Annotated in this window: 19 protein-coding genes and 2 pseudogenes; 13 read left to right on the forward strand and 8 right to left on the reverse strand. The window is 70.7% G+C overall.

Features of this window, described 5'->3' with window-relative positions; genetic code table 11:
- Nucleotides 1–41 precede the first annotated feature (41 nt).
- Nucleotides 42–1,103 carry a HesA/MoeB/ThiF family protein gene (locus AB0C27_RS49690; RefSeq protein ID WP_357861078.1) on the reverse strand — a complete coding sequence of 354 codons (1,062 nt, stop codon included), beginning with the start codon at nucleotides 1,101–1,103 and terminating at the stop codon, nucleotides 42–44.
- Nucleotides 1,104–1,253: 150 nt separating this feature from the next.
- Entirely contained in the window at nucleotides 1,254–2,120 is an 867-nt protein-coding gene (locus AB0C27_RS49695) for an oxidoreductase (RefSeq protein WP_357861081.1), read from the reverse strand.
- Between the two features lie 535 nt (nucleotides 2,121–2,655).
- On the opposite strand from AB0C27_RS49695, the gene AB0C27_RS49700 reads away from it, so the two are divergent.
- The 6 genes and pseudogenes from AB0C27_RS49700 to AB0C27_RS49725 all read left to right on the forward strand — a co-directional run bounded on the left by AB0C27_RS49700 (nucleotide 2,656) and on the right by AB0C27_RS49725 (nucleotide 6,375).
- Entirely contained in the window at nucleotides 2,656–4,083 is a 1,428-nt protein-coding gene (locus AB0C27_RS49700) for a serine hydrolase domain-containing protein (protein ID WP_357861084.1), read from the forward strand.
- Between the two features lie 112 nt (nucleotides 4,084–4,195).
- The gene (locus tag AB0C27_RS49705) at nucleotides 4,196–4,333 is read left to right on the forward strand and encodes a hypothetical protein (RefSeq protein ID WP_357861087.1); all 138 of its coding nucleotides are present in this window, start codon (nucleotides 4,196–4,198) and stop codon (nucleotides 4,331–4,333) included.
- Nucleotides 4,334–4,375: 42 nt separating this feature from the next.
- The gene (locus AB0C27_RS49710; RefSeq protein ID WP_357861091.1) at nucleotides 4,376–4,579 is read left to right on the forward strand and encodes a hypothetical protein; all 204 of its coding nucleotides are present in this window, start codon (nucleotides 4,376–4,378) and stop codon (nucleotides 4,577–4,579) included.
- A 47-nt stretch (nucleotides 4,580–4,626) separates the two neighbouring features.
- Nucleotides 4,627–5,628 (forward strand): hypothetical protein, encoded by a 1,002-nt coding sequence (locus AB0C27_RS49715; RefSeq protein ID WP_357861094.1) that lies wholly within the window; start codon nucleotides 4,627–4,629, stop codon nucleotides 5,626–5,628.
- A 21-nt stretch (nucleotides 5,629–5,649) separates the two neighbouring features.
- Nucleotides 5,650–5,718, forward strand: a pseudogene (locus tag AB0C27_RS49720) (hypothetical protein); the annotation flags it as partial.
- Nucleotides 5,719–5,763: 45 nt separating this feature from the next.
- The gene (locus AB0C27_RS49725; protein ID WP_357861096.1) at nucleotides 5,764–6,375 is read left to right on the forward strand and encodes a WD40 repeat domain-containing protein; all 612 of its coding nucleotides are present in this window, start codon (nucleotides 5,764–5,766) and stop codon (nucleotides 6,373–6,375) included.
- Here the strand turns inward: AB0C27_RS49725 and AB0C27_RS49730 are convergent.
- Genes AB0C27_RS49730 through AB0C27_RS49750 form a run of 5 tightly spaced genes read right to left on the reverse strand, consistent with a single transcriptional unit; the run spans nucleotide 6,370 to nucleotide 11,064 of the window.
- Complete coding sequence (locus AB0C27_RS49730; RefSeq protein ID WP_357861099.1) at nucleotides 6,370–6,906, reverse strand: hypothetical protein; 537 nt, start codon at nucleotides 6,904–6,906, stop codon at nucleotides 6,370–6,372. The two genes, AB0C27_RS49725 and AB0C27_RS49730, sit on opposite strands and share 6 nt — an antisense overlap.
- A 24-nt stretch (nucleotides 6,907–6,930) precedes the next feature.
- Nucleotides 6,931–8,295, reverse strand: a complete 1,365-nt coding sequence (locus AB0C27_RS49735; RefSeq protein WP_357861102.1) for an FAD-dependent monooxygenase — start codon at nucleotides 8,293–8,295, stop codon at nucleotides 6,931–6,933.
- Nucleotides 8,292–9,122: an SDR family NAD(P)-dependent oxidoreductase gene (locus tag AB0C27_RS49740; protein WP_357861105.1), complete on the reverse strand. Its 831-nt coding sequence runs from the start codon at nucleotides 9,120–9,122 to the stop codon at nucleotides 8,292–8,294. Before AB0C27_RS49740 ends, AB0C27_RS49735 begins: the two co-directional genes overlap by 4 nt.
- Entirely contained in the window at nucleotides 9,109–10,524 is a 1,416-nt protein-coding gene (locus AB0C27_RS49745; protein WP_357861108.1) for an AMP-binding protein, read from the reverse strand. Before AB0C27_RS49745 ends, AB0C27_RS49740 begins: the two co-directional genes overlap by 14 nt.
- Nucleotides 10,525–10,560: 36 nt before the next feature.
- Nucleotides 10,561–11,064 (reverse strand): EF-hand domain-containing protein, encoded by a 504-nt coding sequence (locus AB0C27_RS49750; protein ID WP_357861111.1) that lies wholly within the window; start codon nucleotides 11,062–11,064, stop codon nucleotides 10,561–10,563.
- Between the two features lie 179 nt (nucleotides 11,065–11,243).
- Between AB0C27_RS49750 and AB0C27_RS49755 the strand changes: the two genes are divergently transcribed.
- The 7 genes from AB0C27_RS49755 (at nucleotide 11,244) to AB0C27_RS49785 (ending at nucleotide 16,408) form a co-directional block, all read left to right on the forward strand.
- A complete protein-coding gene (locus tag AB0C27_RS49755; protein ID WP_357861114.1) occupies nucleotides 11,244–11,762 on the forward strand; it encodes a hypothetical protein in 519 nt (172 codons plus the stop codon).
- A gap of 272 nt (nucleotides 11,763–12,034) precedes the next feature.
- Nucleotides 12,035–12,160, forward strand: a complete 126-nt coding sequence (locus tag AB0C27_RS49760) for a hypothetical protein (RefSeq protein ID WP_357861117.1) — start codon at nucleotides 12,035–12,037, stop codon at nucleotides 12,158–12,160.
- Nucleotides 12,161–12,463: 303 nt separating this feature from the next.
- Nucleotides 12,464–13,318, forward strand: coding sequence for a DUF6597 domain-containing transcriptional factor (locus AB0C27_RS49765; protein ID WP_357861119.1), 855 nt, complete (start codon nucleotides 12,464–12,466; stop codon nucleotides 13,316–13,318).
- A gap of 9 nt (nucleotides 13,319–13,327) precedes the next feature.
- Nucleotides 13,328–14,485 (forward strand): FAD-binding oxidoreductase, encoded by a 1,158-nt coding sequence (locus AB0C27_RS49770; protein WP_357861122.1) that lies wholly within the window; start codon nucleotides 13,328–13,330, stop codon nucleotides 14,483–14,485.
- 23 nt (nucleotides 14,486–14,508) lie between these two features.
- Nucleotides 14,509–15,102 carry a dihydrofolate reductase family protein gene (locus AB0C27_RS49775; RefSeq protein ID WP_357861125.1) on the forward strand — a complete coding sequence of 198 codons (594 nt, stop codon included), beginning with the start codon at nucleotides 14,509–14,511 and terminating at the stop codon, nucleotides 15,100–15,102.
- On the forward strand, nucleotides 15,099–16,013 hold the full coding sequence (locus AB0C27_RS49780) for an NAD(P)-dependent oxidoreductase (protein WP_357861128.1): 915 nt from the start codon (nucleotides 15,099–15,101) through the stop codon (nucleotides 16,011–16,013). The genes AB0C27_RS49775 and AB0C27_RS49780 overlap by 4 nt, the downstream gene beginning before the upstream one ends.
- A gap of 11 nt (nucleotides 16,014–16,024) precedes the next feature.
- Nucleotides 16,025–16,408: a TIGR03618 family F420-dependent PPOX class oxidoreductase gene (locus AB0C27_RS49785; protein ID WP_357861131.1), complete on the forward strand. Its 384-nt coding sequence runs from the start codon at nucleotides 16,025–16,027 to the stop codon at nucleotides 16,406–16,408.
- A 1,326-nt stretch (nucleotides 16,409–17,734) separates the two neighbouring features.
- Here the strand turns inward: AB0C27_RS49785 and AB0C27_RS49790 are convergent.
- Nucleotides 17,735–18,813, reverse strand: a pseudogene (locus tag AB0C27_RS49790) (DNA-directed RNA polymerase subunit beta); the annotation flags it as partial.

Genomic DNA, 18,813 nt, shown 5'->3' on the forward strand with positions numbered 1-18,813 from the left:
GGGAACGGCAACCGCGAGAGTATGATCTCCAGGCCTTCCGATCAAGAACAGATTTCACACCCGTCCCGTGAGGGGTGCCTGGCATACACGTGCCCGTCAGGATCCAGCAGCGTCACCCCGTGGAAATAGCCGGGCGGCACGCTCGACACGCCGGTCACCTGCGCGAGCACGTCGTACGCGACGAGCTGCCCGGACAGCCCGGCCGACGCGCCGGTGACGCCCGGCCAGGCGTACCCGCCGCCGGGCTGCGGCGCGATGCCGGCGCGCACGCACTCGAAGCAGGGCCCGCCGGGCCCGAAGACGCCCACGCTGACCAGCGGCCCGTGGTACCCGCCGCTCACCCACGGGATCCCGGCCGCGGCGCAGGCGCGGTTCGCCCAGGTCTGAATGCCGTACGGCTCGCGCGGCAGGTCGGCGCAGAGCGCCAGCACGTGGAAGCCGTCGATCAGCCGCGCCAGCGCCTCAGGACCGTCCACCGACGCCGTCTCCCCGGTGATCTCGATGTCGGAGTTGACCCGGCGCAGCCGGTCGAGCGCCACCTCCGCCTTGGGCCGGCCCAGGTCCGCCTCGGTGTAGAGGATCTGCCGGTTGAGGTTCGACAGCTCCACGACGTCGGGATCGACCAGGTGCAGGCGTCCGACACCCGCGGCGGCCAGCGACCACGCGGCGTGGCTGCCGGTCCCGCCGAGGCCGAGCACCACCACGCGGGCGGCCTTGAGCCGCAGTTGCGGCTCCCAACCGTGGTCGCGCGGGGTGAGGTCCACCCAGCGGAAGTAGTCCCTGCTGCGGCTGTAGCGTTCCTTCTCCCGTTCGCTCAGCTGCTCGCAGACGGCCGGTCCCGCCTCCTCCACGTGGCCGGAGGCGAGCAGCGTCTCGACGATGTCGCCGGCGTCCTCCCCGGTCAGGACGGGGAAGGCGGCGCGCAGCCCGGCGGTGATGTCGGCGGGGGTACGGGTGCCGTCCATGAGCGTCAGCGCGGCCCACGCCCACCCGTCGGCATCGGTGATCTCGGAGGCGATGCCGTACAGGGCGCCGCCGAGCCTGATGGTGCCGTCGGCGAGGCGGTGGGGCGCGTGCTCGGGTTTGACGCGGGGAAGACGCATCCACCGATGGTCGGGACCCGCCCGACCGGCCGTCAAGACACCTGTCCGATCCCGGCCTCAGCGGCTGTCCGATCCGAGCCGGCAAGGCCATCTCCTCGCCGGCTCGACCAGCCGATCCGGTTCAGCGGGGTCGCCTCGCCACCGGATCAACTAGCCGATCCGGTCGAGCAGGGCCGTCTCCTCTTCGGACAGCCGCAGGTCCTTCGCGGCCACGTTCTCGGCCAGGTGGGCGGGGTCGCCGGTGCCCGGGATCGCCAGCACGTGCGGCCCCTGCCGCAGCGTCCAGGCGAGCCGGACCTGCGCGGGCGTCGCGCCGTGGGCGCGGGCGACGGCGAGCACGCTCTCGTGCTCCGGCGCGCCGGCCCCCGCCTCGCGCCCGGCACCGGCGATGGCGAAGAACGGCACGAACGCCAGCCCCTGCTCACCGCAGATCCGCAACATCTCCCGCTCGCCGGCCGGTGCGCCGACACCGAAGGCGTTCTGCACGCACACCACCGGCGCGATGGCCTGCGCCTCGGCCAGCTGAGCCGGGGTGACGTTGGAGACGCCCAGGTGACGGATCAGACCGGCCTCGCGCAGAGCAGCCAGGGCGCCGAAGTGCTCGGCGATCGAGCCGTCCCGCCGGCTCCGCGGCACCCGCAGGTTGACGACGTCGAGGTGGTCGCGGCCGAGCCCGCGCAGGTTCTCCTCCACCTGCCCGCGCAGCTGCTCGGGCGCGGCCCAGTGCCAGGCCCCGGAGGCGTCCCGCGCCGGCCACACCTTCGTGGCGATGACCAGATTGTCCGGGTACGGGGCGAGCGCCTGCCTGATCAGCTCGTTGGCGGACAGGCTCGGCGAGAAGTAGAAGGCGGCGGTGTCGACGTGGTCGACCCCGAGCTCGATCGCGCGCCGCAGCACCGCGATCGAACGGTCGCGGTCCCCCGGCGCGCCGGAGCCGAAGGCGACGCCGCCGGTCAGCCGCATCGCGCCGAACCCGATCCGGTTGACGGCGAGGTCGCCGAGCTTCCAGGTGTGCATGATCGATCCTTAGAGCGAGGTGGAAGAGGAGTGGCCACGGCGATCGGGTCGTAGGACTGGATCCGGGCACAAAAAAAGCCTCTCCGGCGGACGCGGGTCCAAGCCGAAGAGGCTCAACTGATGCGATCATCATAGCAGGCCGTTCAGAGCCCGCGAGACGAAGGTCGCAGCTCAGTGAAGGTCTCAGTTCAGCAGCATGATCACGCCGGCGAGAAGCATCGCGGCGACGAGCACGGCCACCACGACCAGAGCTTTCGTCCCCAGCCGGCGGCGGATGAACTTCGGGTTGTGCGCCATCGTTTCCTCCATGGTCGGGATGGGTGCCGGATCGCCAGGCAGGCGACGCCGATCACCCGTCACCCGACACAGTCGGGTGAGAGGACGGGAAGGTTCACGGACGCCCGAGTGGCACTGGCGATCAGCTGCTCCACCTCGGGCAGCCCCGTTCGCCGGAGCAGACAAGGCTGACCGCGCTTCCCGAGCACAGTCGGAAACTCGATCGTGCGGATCGGGGCGGATTCGTTAGGGTGCCCGGGTGTCCTCTCAGCACACCCTCCTGCCGCGTTCAGCACCGGCCGCCGCGAGAATGTCGTCCCGTTCGATCAGCGCCCTGCTGGACCGGCTCGAAGCACAGGCCGTCGAGTGCCACTCCCTCATGATCGTGCACCACGGTCACATCGTCGCCGAGGGCTGGTGGGCGCCGTACTCGGCTGAACGCCCGCACCTGCTCTACTCGCTGACCAAGTCCTTCACCTCTATCGCCGTCGGGCTCGCGATCGAGGACGGGCTGCTCTCACTCGACGACCGGGTGGTGGACGTCTTGCCCGAGCACGTTCCGGCCGACATCTCGGCGCAGGGACGCCGCCTCACCGTCCACCATCTGCTGTCCATGACGACCGGTCACCAGGCGGACAGCCTCGACGAGGCCTGGCGGCTGGAGCCGGGCGACCTGGTCGGGGGCTTTATGCGCGTACGTTTTCCCGAAACGGAGGGCACCCGGCACGCCTACGACAATCCGACCACCTTCGTCCTGGCCCGGATGGTGGAACGGGTCACCGGCCGCGGCCTGCCCGAACTGCTCGACGAGCGCCTCTTCCACCCGATGGGCGTCGAGCACGCCGAATGGGACCGGGTGGCGAGCGGCGCCGCCTTCGGATTCCACGGCCTGCACCTCACGACCGAGGCCGTCGCCGCCTTTGGTGAGCTGCTGCTGCGCGGAGGTTTCTGGAACGGCCGGCAGCTCGTCCCTCGCGCATGGGTGGAGCTCGCGACCAGCCGGCAGATCGGTTGCCGGCCGTTCGAGGACGGATCGAGCGACGCCGACTTCAGCTGCGGCTACGGCTACCAGTTCTGGATGGCGCGGCACGGCTACCACGGTCACGGTGCCTTCGGCCAGCAGTGCGTGGTGATCCCGTCGCACGATCTCGTGGTCGCCGTGACCGCCCAAGGAGACGCCCAGGCCGTGCTCGACGCCGTCTGGGAGTGTCTGCTGCCCGGCGTGGACCACCTGGACGACACCAAAGACGACGAGCTCCTCGCCGATCGACTGCGGCGACTGTCACTCGCGCCAGTGCCAGGCTCGGCCGCCCCGGGGCGTTCCACCAAGGCGAGACTGGACGCCTCCGCCGCGGACTCGGCTCTCCCCGACGGAACCGAGGTGATCGTCGATCCCGTGGACGGCGGCTGGCTCCTGCGCTTCGGGGCGCTCCTCGACGTCGAGGCCGGCCACGGCGAATGGCGGGAAAGCTCGCCGCTCGGCCGTCCTGTCGTCGCGGCCGGCGCCTGGCAGGGCGACACGTTCGTCGCCGACCTTTACGTCATCACCACCCCGCACCGGGTCCGGCTGGTGGTCGACGCCGACTCGGGGACGGCGACGGCGACGTGGAGCACCGTGCCCCTGACCGGCCCCGATCTGACGCTGCATCTGCGATCGCCGCTCATGACCCGGCCCGACGTCGCGTAGGTGACGGCGGCGGCTGATAGTCCCGTACCGGGAAGGAGTCGAACAGCCGGACTCCCCGGGAAGGGTCTTCTGCCGGTCGGTGTCGCGATGGTGGTAGTCGAGCAGACGCTCGGTGCGGAACAGGAACAGCGCGCGGGCGTCGTCCAGATGCGCGGCGGTGTACACCATCGCGGTGCGGCCCACGTCGAAGCAGGCGATCATCGCGCCGTCGCGGGCCAGCTCGCGGGGCACCGAGACGACCGCCAGGTAAGCGCCGACCGGGCGGGCGAACCGCGACGCGCTGATCCGCGGGGTGGCGCTGGACAGCTTCGACCGAGTGATCGCCATCGCCAGGACAGCCGAGGACGAGGAGCCGGACGCCTGGGCGGCGCTGACGCGGTTCGTCCGCCAGGCCGGCGGCGACCGGTATCTCAGCCTCATGCTCGACGGTCTGCGCGCCCGCCCGGACGCTGATCCTCTCCCCGCTCCGGAGATCACGCCGGCCGATCTCTCCTGATCCGCCGGGCCTGGTATCTGCCGCCGGGGCGTGGTTACTCTGCGATCATGCTGTTCGATCACCGCGCGCCTGCCGCGATAGTGCTCGCCGCCGTCCTCATCACGACTATCACCACGCCCGCGACCGCCACCACCGCGGACCGGGTCTTACGGGTCTACAGCAACAACGTCGAGAATCTGGTGACGAACAACGCCGACGGCTCGTGCACCCGGATCTCCGGCCCCGATCACCTCACCTCGATACTGGTCGACGACGAGGGCCGGACGGGCACCTCCGGTGTGCAGGCGCCCGATCTGCTGATCGTGCAGCAGGTACGCGGCACCGGCCAGGCCTCGGCCTACGCCGACCAGCTCTCGGCCAAGATGGGCTACTCGGCGGGCACGTACAAGGCGATCGTGGCCTGGGACGACCCCGAGCCGTGGGGCAGCACGCACAAATGCAGCCAGCAGGAGCTCGGCGACCTGAAGAAGAAGCAGACCAACGCGATCATCTACAACACCAGGACGCTGAGCCTCGCGGCCGGCGACGTCTCGAAGTACTGGAGCGCCGGCTGGCTCAAGCCAGGCACGTCGTACGCCGGCGGGGCCGGATGCACGCTGTACAAGCCGCCGAACAACGACAGCGGCACCACCAACGCGTACAAATGGAAGCGGACCAGCGCCATCGCGGCGAAGTTCACGATCAGGGACGCAGGCACGACGGTCTTCGCCGCCACCATGCACCTCCCCGAGCAGAACGGCGCCAACGCCTGCGCGGGCGCCGGCACCACGGGCATCGCGAACTCCGGCATCCATGTCGGCGCGGACGCCACCGCCCTGATGAACGCCTCGGCGATCCGCGTGATCGGGATCGACGCCAATCGCACGAACATCGCCGCCACCACGCTCAGCGGCTTCGGCATGACCGGTCACGGCACGAAGGCGACCATGGGCTCCAGGAAGATCGACTACCTCTTCGTCAGGGGCACCGTGCTGCCCTCGCCGATCGACCACACGGTGAGCGGCACGAAGTCGAACCATCTGGCCCTGTACGGATTCATCACCTACTGAGCGCTCGCCCGCCACAGCGACAACGTCAACGCGGCCGCCATCATCCCGGACGGACGCACCGCCGCCACCGCCGCCTGGGACAACACGGCCCGGCTATGGGACCTCGCCGGCCCCGGGCGGCCTCGCGCACTGGCCGTGTTCCGGCACTCCAAGAGCGTGAACGCGGTGGCGTTCAGCCCCGACGGGCGCCTCCTGGCCACCGCCTCCTCCGACAGGGCGGCTCGGCTGTGGGACGTACGGGACCACCGGCTCCGCGCCGCGCTGACCGGCCACCGCGACGGCCTGGTCTCGGTCGCGTTCAGCCCGGACGGCCGCACCCTGGCCACCGCCAGCTTCGACGACACCGCCCGGCTGTGGGACCTCACCGACCCCCGCCACCCCTCACCGCTCGCCGCGCCGATCGCCCACACCGACAGCGTCAACATGGTGGCCTTCAGCCCGGACGGACGCCTCCTCGCCACCGCGGGCAACGACGGCGCCACCCGGCTGTGGGATCTCTCCGACCCACGGCGGCCACAACTCCGGACCGCACTCGAAGCCCACACCGACCGCGTGTCCTCCGTGGCCTTCAGCCCGGACCGGCACACCGTGGCGACCGGCGGTTACGACCGCACGGCGCTGCTGTGGGAGACCGACGCCGAACAGATCGCGGCCCGGGTTTGCCGGCTGGCCCACCCGCGGATCACCTCACAGGAGTGGGACCGGTACTTTCCCGGCCTCCCCTACCGGCCGCCGTGCCCTTCATGACTGGACGTGCGCGCACGATGTCGCGGGATCGAAGAGATCGGGATGGAAGGTCTCCCGGATGAAGAGCGCCGGCTGAGTGCTGCCGGGGTCGATGATGAGGTACCACCTGGAGGCGGCGGCGCGTCCTGGACTCCACGTGTCCACGCCGAGGCCCAGCGGACGGCGGTGGTGCGGCTGGGGCAGGTGCGGTCCCAGCGGTGTGGCGCAGGAGCGCAGCAGCCGCTCGGCCCAGGGCAGCCGGCCGAGCGGGGCCAGGACGAGGTTGCGGGAGACGTGCTGCCGCGCGAGGCCGAGCGTGGTGCGGCGGACCAGGACGGGAGCGTCGAGGGGTACGCCGAGCGGCGCGGCCGCCTCAGGGCACGTCCGACCCACTGCCGCCCGGGAGACTTTCATGCTGCTGACCGTCAGGCGGTCGTTCAGGAGACGTTCGAGCAGGCAGGTGGTGCTGCCCGGGTGGGACAGGAGGGCTCGGGTGCGGGGGTCGGTGAAGGTTTCGGCGCTGACGGGCCGGGGCGCGATCCGCTGGAGCATGGGAACCTCGCAAGGGGTGAACGTTCAGTAGAGGCTGCCGGGGATGCCGGCGTCGCGGGGACCGAAGGGTTTGCGGTCGAGCCAGGCTCCGGCGCGGGGCAGGATCCGGGCGGCGAGGGCGGCGGCGCGCTGCGTGGCCCGGCGGTGCGGGCCCGCGGCGGTCAGGTGCGCCAGCGCCTTGCCCGCGGCCACGCGGTTACGTTCGGCGGCGGCCCGCCTGACCCGGTCGTAGCCGGCCAGTGCGCCGAGGACCGCGCCAGAGCCGTCGGTGCCGAGGGCGGCGCCAGGAGGCTCGGTGCTGAGGGCGGCACCAGGACGCTCGTCGCCGGGGCGCACGAGGCCGGCTTGGGCGATGGAGGCGATGGAGGCGATGGCCTCGACGGCGGCGGCCGCGTCGGCGATGCCGGAGTTGAGCCCGCGTGCGCCGAAGGGCGCGAACAGGTGAGCGGCCTCCCCGGCCAGCAGGACCCGGCCGCTGGTGAAGGTCTCGGCGACCGCCTGGCGGAACACGTAGTGGGAGGACCAGGTGATCTCGCCGGCGTGGCCGGGCGGCAGCAAGGGCCGCAGCCAGGCGGACGGGTCGGCGGCGAACGCCGCGGGATCGTCATCGGCGCGGCATTGCAGGTCCACGCGGTAACCGCCGGTGAAGGGGACGACGAGCACGTTGCGGCCCTCGGCGCGCGGATGGCGGTAGTGGAAGACCCGTTCGGCGGGCAGTGGCCGGTCGGGATCGCCGGCGACGTCCACGACGACGAACGCGTCGCCGCGCGCATCGCCGCCCTCCCGAACGCCGTCCCCCCGAACGCCGTCCCTTCGCACGCCGGTCCTCCGGAAGCCGCCTCTCCGGATGCCGTTCGTCGGGACTCCGTTCATCGGGATGCCCAGCCGGCGCCGCACGGTCGATCCGGCGCCGTCGGCGGCGACCACGAACGCGGAGCGCCACTGCCTGCCGTCGGTCGCCCGGACCAGGACGGAGTCGTCCAGAAGAGTCACCTCGTCGGCCCGCGCGCACCAGGAGAAGGTCACCCCGGCCCGCAGGGCCGTCTCGCGGAGCAGCGCTTCCACTCGGGGCTGCGGCAGGCTGACGTACGGCGCGAGCTCCGCCGGCACCGGCGCGTGGCGGCGGTGATGGACCTGCCGTCCGGCCCAGTACGTCGCCCGTCCCGCCCACACCAGCCCTTCCTCCACCACGCGGCCGGCGAGGTAGGGCGAGGCGGTCGCGAGCGTCCGGATCGTCTGCCGGTGCAGGAAGATGGCCCGGCTGCCGGGCTTGGGCTCGGTGGAAGGCAGTTGTTCCAGCACGTGGACGGGCATACCCCGGGCGCGCGCCAGCAGGGCGGCCGCCAGTCCCACGGGGCCCGCGCCCACGATGAGCGGTCCGTCGATCACGCCCTGGCCCCCTCGGCGGGGCGCACCCTGCTCAGCGCGGCCCGCGCGCCCGAGGGCATGGCCACCGCGAAGCCCCCGTCGACCGGGATGTCGGCCCCGGTGACGAACGAGGCCGCCGGTGAGGCCAGCCACGTCACCACCGTCGCGACCTCGTCCGGGCTCGCCCAGCGGCCCAGCGGCACCAGGTCCAGGGCCGCCTCCGAGAGCGCGGGGTCGGTGACGTAGGCGCGGTTGACGGCGGTGTCGATCCACGCCGGGCTGACCGCGTTCACCCGTACCCCCTGGGGTCCGAGTTCGCCCGCCAGGGCTTGGGTGAGGTGCCGCAGGCCGGCCTTGGCCGCTCCGTAGGCGGCGATCTCGGGCCAGGGCCGGGCCGCCGCGATCGACCCGACGTTGACGATGACCCCCTGGCGCCGTCCGGCCATCGCCGGCGCCAGTCTCCTGACGAAGCGGAAAGCGCTGGTGAGGTTGAGGTTGTGCACCCGCTCCCAGCCGTCGTCGCGGACATCCAGCAGCGGCGCCTGGAAGACGGGCCCGCCCGCGTTGTTCACCAGGATGTCGACCGCGCCGAGCCGTTCCTCGACGGCAGCGCACGCGGTCTCGATCCTGGCCGCGTCGGTGACGTCGCACTCGACCGCCACGGCCCGGCGGCCGTGCGACCGTACGGTGGCCGCGACCGCCTCCAGGTCGTGGCGGGAGCGTCCGAGCACGGCCACGTCGGCGCCCGCGGCGGCGAACCCGCGGGCGACGGCGGCGCCGATGCCCCGCGAGGCCCCGGTGACGAGCGCGGTACGGCCGTGCAGGCCGAATCGGTCATTCAGCGACATACAGCTCCTCGTCGGAAGTGGTCAGGGCACGCTTGTCGACCTTGCCGCTCGCGGTGACCGGCAGTTCGGGGACCAGGACGACCCGGCGCGGCAGCTTGTACGGAGCCAGCACCGCCCGGCAGTGCCCGATGATCTCTTCGGCGGTGGGGACGGCCCCGCCCCCGCCCACCACCCACGCGCACGGAATCTCACCCAGGACCGGATCGGGCAACCCGGCGACGGCAACGTCACGGACCGCCGGATGACCACGAATAGCACGTTCCAATTCGGCCGGGAACACCGAATAGCCGCCGCACAGGACGACGTCCTTGATCCGGTCGAGGATCCGGACCCGCCCGTCGGCGGCGATGACGCCGACGTCCCCGGTCCGCAGCCACCCGTCCGCGCCGATCGCCTCGGCGCTCAGCCCCGGCGCGTTCCAGTAGCCGGGCGTGACGATCGGGCCGTGCACCTGGAGTTCGCCCGGCGTGCCCGGCGGCGCCGCGTTCCCGTCCGCCCGCACCCGCAGCCGCACGCCGGGCAGCGGCGTTCCGGCCGTGCCGTGGCGGCCGGCCAGCTCGGGCGCGGCCAGTGTGGCCATGCCGCCCAGCTCCGTCATCCCCCATCCCTCCACATAAGGGGCGCCGGTACGGTCCTCCCAGGCCAGAGCCAGGTCCTCCCCCGCACTCTGGCCGGCCGAGAGGCCGCACCGCAGCGAGCGGGACAGCCGCACCTCCGGCTCCAGCAGCAGCCGCCGATACATCGCGGGCACGCCCGCCACCACGGTCGCCGCGTGCCTGGCCGATCGCTCCGCCAGCGCGGCCACGTCGAAGCGCTCCAGCAGGATCAGCTCCGCGCCGCTGCGCAGCGCCGCGTTCATGACGTTCGTCCCGTACGTGTGCGCCAGCGGCAGCGCCGTCACCACCCGGTCCCGCGGCCCGAGCCGCAGGCGGCCGGCCAGGTTGGCGCCGCCCGCGCGAACCGCCCGCCGCGTCTGGATCACCCCCTTGGGCGACCCCGTCGTCCCCGAGGTGTAGGCCAGGCAGGCGGCGGGCGCCGCCTGCCCGTGCTCCGGGGCCCGCCGGTTACGGGGAACCACGCCGTCCGGGCAGAGCAGCACCTGGCCGGCGTCCGTGTCCGCCAGCGCCTCGGCTCGGTCGGCGGAGACGAACAACGCGCGCATCCCGCAGTCGCGGATCACATGGGCGAGCTCCGCGACGGCCGACGCCGCGTGGAGCGGCACGCAGCACGCCCGGAGCCGCGCCAGCGCCAGGTAGGTCACCACCCATTCCCAGCCGTTGGGCAGGCACAGCCCGACGAGATCACCTTCTCCGATCCCGCAGGCCGCGAGCCTGGCCGCCCGTTCGCCCGCCAGCGCCGTCAACTCGGCACGGCTCACCGTGCGATCGCCGCACACCAGCATGTGAGCGCGGTCCCCGTTCCTCGTCCGATCGGCCGGTCAGAGCAGCGCGTCGGCGCCGGTGTAGTACGCGCGCAGGAACGCGGCGAAGGCGGCCGTGCTCACCCGGCCGGTCCCGCCGCCGTCCAGGTCGTCGAAGAGCTTGACCGAGTACGACAGCGGGAAACCCCCGGCGCTGTGCAGGCCGAGGAAGTGGTCGCGCTCGATGAGCCCGTCGTCGTCCAGGTCGCAGACGGTGGACACCGCCCCCACGTACGCCTCGCCGTACTCGGCGAACCAGGCGTCGTCGTGAGAGAACGAGCGGTATTCCGTGAAGGTCACCTGCCCGTCCTGGTCCAGGTCGGCGGCGGCGGCCAGCCCCGTCCAGAAGCGCCGGCACCCTTCGGCGAGCGCGTGGGCCGCCGGGGCGCCGGTGGGCACGCCCAGCACGCGGCAGACGCGTGCGGCGAAGAGTTCGAAGTCGGCGGACGTCAGCGAGCCGCTGCCGTTGACGTCGAGGAGTTCGAAGCGCATCCGCAGGCGGTCGGCAGCGGAAAAGGACATGGGGGTTCTCCATTCGGTTCGTGATCCCTGCGATCACGTGATCGACCGGTCCGCCGCTCCTGCCTCGACGCGGCGCCGTGACGGGGGTGAGGGAAGGCAGCCCGTCGAGCGGGAGTCGGCAACCCCATAACTACCCTGAGTAAGATCTCATAACCCTAAGTAGGCCATGAGGTGGGGAGGTGAGCACTGACCGGCCTATTCATAGCACCGGCCACGGCGACCTCGTCCAGGCGGCCGACGGCTCCTGGTGGATGGTGCTGCTCGGCACCCGCCCACGCGGCGCCACCCCCGCCTTCCACGTGCTCGGCCGCACCCTGGACCGGTCCGGCGCCACCTTCGTCGGCCGCCGGCAGCAGCACCTGTCCGCCCGCTTCAGCGCCCGGCTCGATCCCGGCGCCGCTCGTGTCGGCCTCTCACTGCGCATCGATGAGGCGCACCACTACGACCTGGAGGTGGACGACGGACAGGTGAGCGTCATCGCCAGGATCGGGCCGCTGCGCCAGCGGGTGACGGCTCACGCGGTGCCGGCCGGGCCGCTCATACTGACGATCGACGTACGCGCCGGATGCGAGCTGCCTCCGCTGCTGACCGGCGCGAACCAGCTCACCGGCGAGCCGCTCGGCGTGCCCGCCGCGGGACCGGACACCGTCGCCTTCCTCTTCGACTACACGACCGGCGACGACCGGGACGCCGCATGAGATGAGCAGGGAAACCGTCGGCTCGACCACCGTACGGGGTCTCATACGGACGGCGGCCGGGCCGATCGCCGATGTCAACCGGCCACCCACGATCAAGACCCGGTGACCCAGTGACCGCTAGGTCAACGGCAAGGGCCAGCGGCTACCGCGACGCTCTGCGGGCGGTCACCGACGGAGAGAGTTGCCTGATTGTCGACGGGCGTGGCTGCGGCGGAACTGTCGGACGGGACGATCTCTTCCGACGTGATGCACCTGGAGCAGGTGCGGGCCTGGTGGAGCAGACGCCGGTGGAGATGCGGCGGGAACTGCTGGAGAGCCTGGTCGTGCCGGCGGTTAAGAAGGTCTCGCCGTTGGAGTGGATGCGCACAGCGGTGGTGGTGGTCGTATCCAGGCGGTGATCAACGGCGACCATGCCAACATCGTGTCCTGGAACACCTACGACCGGGGGGGTCACTACGCCGCCCACCAGGCGCCGGACCTTCTCGTCCACGGCACCCGCGCGTTCTTCGCGAACCGGCTCCCCGAACGGCACAGAACTCCTCCAGCTATGGTAAGCCCCAAGGAGGCTCGTTGAGCTGACAGAGAGCTGGGCTCCTGGACCTCCCCGATCGGGGTGCCGGCTCAAGGGATCGGCACATTTCCTTTTCGGTCCTGAGCGAATCTGGTTGACACCACCCCGGCGCCACCGATTCAGTGCGGGTGTGGCCACAGTGGAGGCGTACGTCGAGAGCCTGCCGGTGCGAGGGCTGTCCGGAGTGGTCCGGACCGTGTGGATCCAGCGCATCGGCGCGACCGACCACGTCCACCGGCATCTGCCGACCGGCGGGGTCGAGATCCACTTCCCGCTCGGTGAGCGGCCGCGACTGCTCGGGCCGCTGACGCGACCGGCCCGTGAGGTGATCCCGGCCGGCACCACGCTGGTCGGCGTACGGTTCCATCCGGGGACTGCTCCCCCGCTGCCGGCGGCGTTGGACGAGTTGGTCGACCAGCAGCTCAGCCTGGCGGATCTGTGGGGGCACACCGCGGATCGGCTGGTCGAGGGGATGGCTCGGGAAACGTCGCCGGAGCGAGCGCTGCTGTACCTGCAGGCGCAACTGCTGAACGAGTTCCGCGCCGATCGGCTGGATCCACTGGTGCGAGAGGCCGTCCGGGGACTGATGCCGTGGCAGCCGGTGTCGATCGACTCACTGGCTTCGGAGTTGGCGCTGTCGTCGAGCCAGCTCCGGCGACGGTGTCTGCAGGCGGTCGGGATAACGCCGAAGGTGTTGCAGCGGACGTTGCGGTTCCAGGGATTTCTCGCCCTGGCGCAGGCCGGCGCGGCGCCGTCCGGACGGCGCGGGACGGACGGGACCGCAGGACTCGCGATCGATGCCGGGTACGCCGATCAGGCGCACCTCAGCCGGGAATGCCTGCGGCTGACCGGGTTGACGCCGACGCAACTGCTCGGCATGAACGTGAACCGCTGCGGGTGTGAGCACGACCACTCGGGGTCGTACCTGCCGTTCCTGGCCGGGATGCGCGATTTGTTCAAGAACCCGGTGGTGCCGCGCTCCTAAGGTCGGAGCATGATCACTCGCCAGGTAGTGCAGTGCCGGTCGGTCGCGGAGGTTGTTGCTGCGATCAAGCACGCACGGCAGTCCGGTGCGCGGCTGGTGCCGCGCGGAGGCGGTCATTGCTTCACCGATCGCCTGTCGGGCGCCGACGTCGTGCTCGACATGACGGACCTGCGGTCGATCAGCGTTGCCGGCGATGTCGCCACTGTCGAAGCCGGCGCCGTACTTGGTGAGGTCTATCCGGCGTTGGACGGCGCGGGTCGGGCGCTTCCGGCCGGCTGCGGTCCGACGGTCGGTATCACCGGGCTGACTCTTGGCGGGGGCATCGGCCTGATCGGGCGCGCTCACGGGCTGACGTGCGATCGGCTGATCGGCGCGCAGGTCGTTCTTGCCGACGGCACCGTTGCCGACTGCGATTCCGCTCGGGAGCCCGATCTGTTCTGGGCGCTCCGGGGGGCCGGCGGCGGCCACTTCGCCGTGGTCACCAAACTCCACTTCGAAACCGTTCCGGCTGCTCCGATCACCCGGATCTCCGCACAGTGGTCTCCCCCGGACCCCGAACTCCTGGCCGCGGCCTGGCAAGCCTGGGCCCCCGAAATCCCCGACAACCTGACCGTCAACCTCACGATAGGTGTACGGGCTGGTCTGGTTGGTGCGTCGCTTCTCGCGGTGGAGCCGACCCGGGAGCTCGTCCGGGAGCTGAGCGATCTGGCCGGGTACGAGATTCCGTTCGACCTGCGGGGCGGCATGTCGCTGCCTGAGTTGAAGGGAAGTTTCAATGAGCCGGTGCAGCAGCACCACACCCGATCCGAATTCTTTGCCCGTTCGCTCTCCGACCGGGTTCTCACCGAGTTGCTGGATCACCAGCCTGGTGGGCGGCTGTCGTTCACCGCGATGGGTGGCGCCTACAACCGCGTCGGTCCCGACGCCACCGCGTTCGCCCACCGCGACGAACGGTTCCTCCTCCAGCACGTCGGCACGCCCGGCTGGGTCGACACCTCCTGGGCGATCGCCCACGAAGACGGCTCCGGCCGGGTGTATCCCAACTTCCCGGATCCAACCCTGACCGACGGCCCCTCGGCTTACCACGGCGAGAACCTCGACCGTCTCCGCGCGGTGAAACAACTCTACGACCCGGACCGCTTCTTCGACTTTCCGCAAGCACTCTGAAAGGACGTTCCATGAGCAAGGTAGTGGCGGCGCTCGCCGTCTCGGTCGACGGCTACATCAGTGGCCGGACGCCGGAGGGCGCCGACGAGTTCGGTCGCGGGCTCGGCGATGCCGGCATGCTGTTCGACTGGTATTTCAACGGCGACACCCCGAGCAAGGTGTTCGGCGACGGGTTCAAGCTGAGCCCGGAGAGCGCCCGGATCTTCGACGAGCTCGCGGGCCGGGACGGCGCCGTGATCTGCGGGTGGACGACGTACGAACACTCCAGTCATTTCACCGACGGCAGTCCGCACCCGAACGCGCCGCTCGTTGTCCTGACCCACCGGCCGGTGCCGGAGTTGCATCCGACGCAGACGGTCGCCTCCACCATCGAAGCGGCGGTCGAGATCGCCCGCAAGCTTGCCGACGGCAAGGATGTCGGCATCATGGGCGGCGGTGCCGTCACCTCCGCGCTGGCTGCCGGGCTGGTCGACGAGATCGTCCTGCACCAGGTCCCGGTCCTGCTCGGCGGCGGGCACCCGTTCTTCCAGGCACTTCCCCAGCATGTCGAGCTGCGCCTGCTCGAGGCCGTCCCGGCGCCGGGCGTGACGCACCTGCGCTACGAGGTGGTCCGATGATCCTCGTCACCGGCGGGCTCGGCATGATCGGCGCCCACACCGCCCGCGCGCTCCTGGACCTGGGTCAGGAGGTGATCGTCACCTCGCACCGGCGTTCCGACCTACCGTCGTTCCTCGCGGGTGCGGCGACGGTGGAGACGCTCGATGTGACCGACCGGGAGGGGTTTCTGTCCCTGGGCAAGCGGTACGAGATCAGCGACATCGTGCACCTGGCCGGCAGCATCCCGGGCGATGACCCGGTGTCGTTCTTCCGCACCGATCTGACCGGCCTGCTGAACGCGCTGGACGCGGCTCGGACCTGGGGCGTAGGACGATTCGCGGTGGCCAGCAGCATCGGCAACTACATCGGCCGGCCAGAGATCTGCTGGACCGAGGACCTGCCGCTCCCGGTGGCGGACTACCCGCACCTCATCATCGCGTTCAAGAAGGCCGCCGAGCCGATCGTCACCCACGCCCTGCAGGGCACCGACGTACAGCCGGTGCTGCTGCGCATCGGGAGCACGTGGGGGCCGCTGATGGATCCGGAGTCCGCATTCAGCCCGAAACCGCCGTACATCGGCGCGGTCCTGCGCGGCGAAACACCGCCGGCGTTGCCCGACGACGCCGCCGAGGACTCCTGCTACGCACCGGACGCGGGCCGCGCGATCGCCTTGCTGACAACGGCTCCGACGCTGCCGCACACCGTCTACAACGTGTCCAGCGGGCAACCGGTCAGCAACCGCGAGTTCGTCGAGGCGGTCAAGGCCGTCCGCCCGGAGATCGCCGGCGACCTGCTTCCCGGCCGCACCATGGGCCCCGCGCCGTACCTGGACATCACCCGGCTCACCGCCGACACCGGATTCACGCCGGAGTTCGACATCAACCGCGCCGTCGCTGACTACGTCGACTGGCGAACCACCAATCCCCGTTGAGGAGTCTCACCATGCTGGATCCCGCCGTACGCGCCGCCCTCGACGCCGCGTCCTTCGGTCACCTCGCCACCATCGGCCCCGACGGCGCGCCGCACAGCGCACCCGTGTATGTCGCGGCCCGCGGCGAACAGGTCATCTTCTTCACCGGCCCGCACACCCGCAAGGCCCGCAACCTCGCCCGCGACCCCCGCGTCGCCATCTCCATCGTTCCCGCCGCCAAGTGGTTCGAGCCCATCGTCGTCCGCGGCCGAGTCGTCGACCGCATCGAAGGCGACGCCACCTGGGAAATCATCGACGCCATCGCCGCGAAGTACACCGACCAGCCCTACCCCCACGACAGCCCCCGCACCGTCTTCGTCATCGACCCTGAACACCAGAAGGTCGGGATGGGCTGAACGTGTGCGCCCAGCGCACGCGCCGCTGCGGCGCCGGAGGCACGGGTACACGGGCGACCAGAGCGAATCTGCTGGTCAGCGCGGTTGAAGGCGTGTCAGTCACGTCAGGCAAGTAGGCGGCCCGCACTCTCGCCGTACAGATGACCAGGACGGTGGCCTGCCGCGCATACCCATAGCCGCGCAGGCTGGACGCACACAGCTCCTCCCCGACGACCAGCAGACCGGCGTCCACATGGAGAAGACCGGTCAGGGAGGGAGCCGCGACCGCGAGGAGCAGGTACAGGGCCGCGCCGAACCCGAGCCATACCCTGGCCGGGCTGGCGGCGTTCGACATGACGTCCCGGGGCGCCCGGCCCCCTTGCTGATCGCGGCGGTTACCTGGTTACAGACCGCGAAGCCCACACTCAGGGCAAGGACGATGAGGCTGACAGGCTGATACAGGGAACGTACATAAATGACCTCTCCCCCCATACGCCCCAGAATGGCGACAATTCCGAGCTGGGCAGCGAAATTAAGGGACCCGGCCACAAAAGAGGAACAGCGAGGCCGGAGATGGTTCGCCACACCCCCCTTCTTCCATGAGCAGCCAAGGGGAACATACGGACCTCCGGGAACGCAACGGCTCGGACGCGAATGGACCTGCGGACGATAGCGACATTCGTCGAGGAGGGCTTGGACGTGGGCCGGGTCGGCTCCACCGTGGCGTAGACGGGGTGGCGCAGGTGTGACGGCAGCGGTGTGGCCGTAAGCCTGGCAGACCGGCGGCTTCGCCGACAGCCAGGACGACCTGGACGACGCACCGGTCAGCGCGGTGGCCCGTGTGGATGTGCTGCTGTCCGCCCGCGAGATCACCCGCGTGCTGGACGCCGGCGGCGACGCGTTGACCAGGGCCAACACGATCACGTGTACCTGCTGACAGCTTCGCCAGCGACAGGTCGACTTCCCCTGTCAGCCGTTCGGTTCAGCAGCTTCAGACACATACGGTGACAACAACTACAGAGAGCTACTTTTGGGCTGGTCGCACCGACCCAGTGGGGGCCGCCCAGGTGTCGCCCACCGCCTGATCAGCCCCGGCGTCAGGGACCGGCCAAGACCGTGATCAACTGAGGCACTTCAGCTGTTTGTCGGTGACCGGCCCCGCCTCAGCTTCGGGACGACGTTCGCGCCGTTGGGCACCGCCGGCACCGGTGGTCAGCGCGGACTCGTCGACGTCCTCGGTCAGACCTGGGCCGGCCAGGGCAACCGTCAGAGGGCAGCCGTACCCTTGGCGCTGCTTCGCAGCGCGGCGGAGGACGGACGGGCGTCCTCCGCCGGGTCGCGGGAGCGTCAGACCTCTTCGACGCTGCTCGGCTCACGCCGGGACAGATCGATACCGAGCTCTTCCGCCGCGCGGAAGACGTCCTCGTCGGTGTCGCGCATCTCGATGGACATGCCGTCGCTGGAGAGCACCTCGACGTTCAGGCACAGCGACTGCATCTCCTTGATGAGCACCTTGAAGGACTCGGGGATGCCGGGCTCGGGGATGTTCTCGCCCTTGACGATGGCCTCGTAGACCTTCACCCGGCCGACAACGTCGTCGGACTTGATGGTCAGCAGCTCCTGCAGGGCGTAGGCGGCGCCGTACGCCTCCAGCGCCCACACCTCCATCTCACCGAAGCGCTGGCCACCGAACTGGGCCTTACCACCGAGCGGCTGCTGGGTGATCATGGAGTACGGGCCGGTCGAACGCGCGTGGATCTTGTCATCGACCAGGTGATGCAGCTTGAGGATGTAGACGTACCCCACGGCGATCGGATACGGGAACGGCTCCCCCGAACGGCCGTCGAACAACTGCGCCTTACCGCTCTGCTGCACCATCCGATCCCCGTCGCGGTTGGGCACGGTGCTGGCGAGCAGCCCGACGATCTCCTCCTCGTTCGCCCCGTCGAAGACCGGCGTGGCCATCCTGGTCCGCGGCTCGACCCGCTCGAAGCCATTGTCGCGCAGCCGCTCGGCCCACGCCTCCTCAATGCCGGAGATGTCCCAGCCCCTGGCGGCGATCCAGCCCAGATGCATCTCCAGCACCTGGCCGACGTTCATCCGGCCGGGCACGCCCAGCGGGTTGAGGATGATGTCGACCGGGGTGCCGTCCTCCAGGAACGGCATGTCCTCGACCGGCAGGATCTTGGAGATGACGCCCTTGTTGCCGTGCCGGCCGGCCAGCTTGTCACCGTCGGTGATCTTACGCTTCTGCGCCACGTAGACGCGGACCAGCTCGTTCACCCCCGGCGGCAGCTCGTCCCCGTCGGCGCGTGAGAACACCCGGACCCCGATGACCTTGCCCTGCTCGCCGTGCGGCACCTTCAGCGAGGTGTCGCGGACCTCACGGGCCTTCTCACCGAAGATCGCCCGCAGCAGCCGCTCCT

Origin of the sequence: Nonomuraea sp. NPDC048882 (genome assembly GCF_040649755.1) — a bacterium.
GTDB lineage: Bacteria > Actinomycetota > Actinomycetes > Streptosporangiales > Streptosporangiaceae > Nonomuraea > Nonomuraea maheshkhaliensis.

Coding starts and splice junctions, on each gene's coding strand:
- AB0C27_RS49690 (WP_357861078.1), bottom strand. CDS start 1,103: ATGCGTCTTCCCCGCGTCAAACCCGAGCACGCGCCCCACCGCCTCGCC.
- AB0C27_RS49770 (WP_357861122.1), top strand. CDS start 13,328: ATGATCACTCGCCAGGTAGTGCAGTGCCGGTCGGTCGCGGAGGTTGTT.
- AB0C27_RS49695 (WP_357861081.1), bottom strand. CDS start 2,120: ATGCACACCTGGAAGCTCGGCGACCTCGCCGTCAACCGGATCGGGTTC.
- AB0C27_RS49730 (WP_357861099.1), bottom strand. CDS start 6,906: ATGCTCCAGCGGATCGCGCCCCGGCCCGTCAGCGCCGAAACCTTCACC.
- AB0C27_RS49750 (WP_357861111.1), bottom strand. CDS start 11,064: ATGTCCTTTTCCGCTGCCGACCGCCTGCGGATGCGCTTCGAACTCCTC.
- AB0C27_RS49780 (WP_357861128.1), top strand. CDS start 15,099: ATGATCCTCGTCACCGGCGGGCTCGGCATGATCGGCGCCCACACCGCC.
- AB0C27_RS49715 (WP_357861094.1), top strand. CDS start 4,627: ATGCTGTTCGATCACCGCGCGCCTGCCGCGATAGTGCTCGCCGCCGTC.
- AB0C27_RS49785 (WP_357861131.1), top strand. CDS start 16,025: ATGCTGGATCCCGCCGTACGCGCCGCCCTCGACGCCGCGTCCTTCGGT.
- AB0C27_RS49745 (WP_357861108.1), bottom strand. CDS start 10,524: ATGCTGGTGTGCGGCGATCGCACGGTGAGCCGTGCCGAGTTGACGGCG.
- AB0C27_RS49740 (WP_357861105.1), bottom strand. CDS start 9,122: ATGTCGCTGAATGACCGATTCGGCCTGCACGGCCGTACCGCGCTCGTC.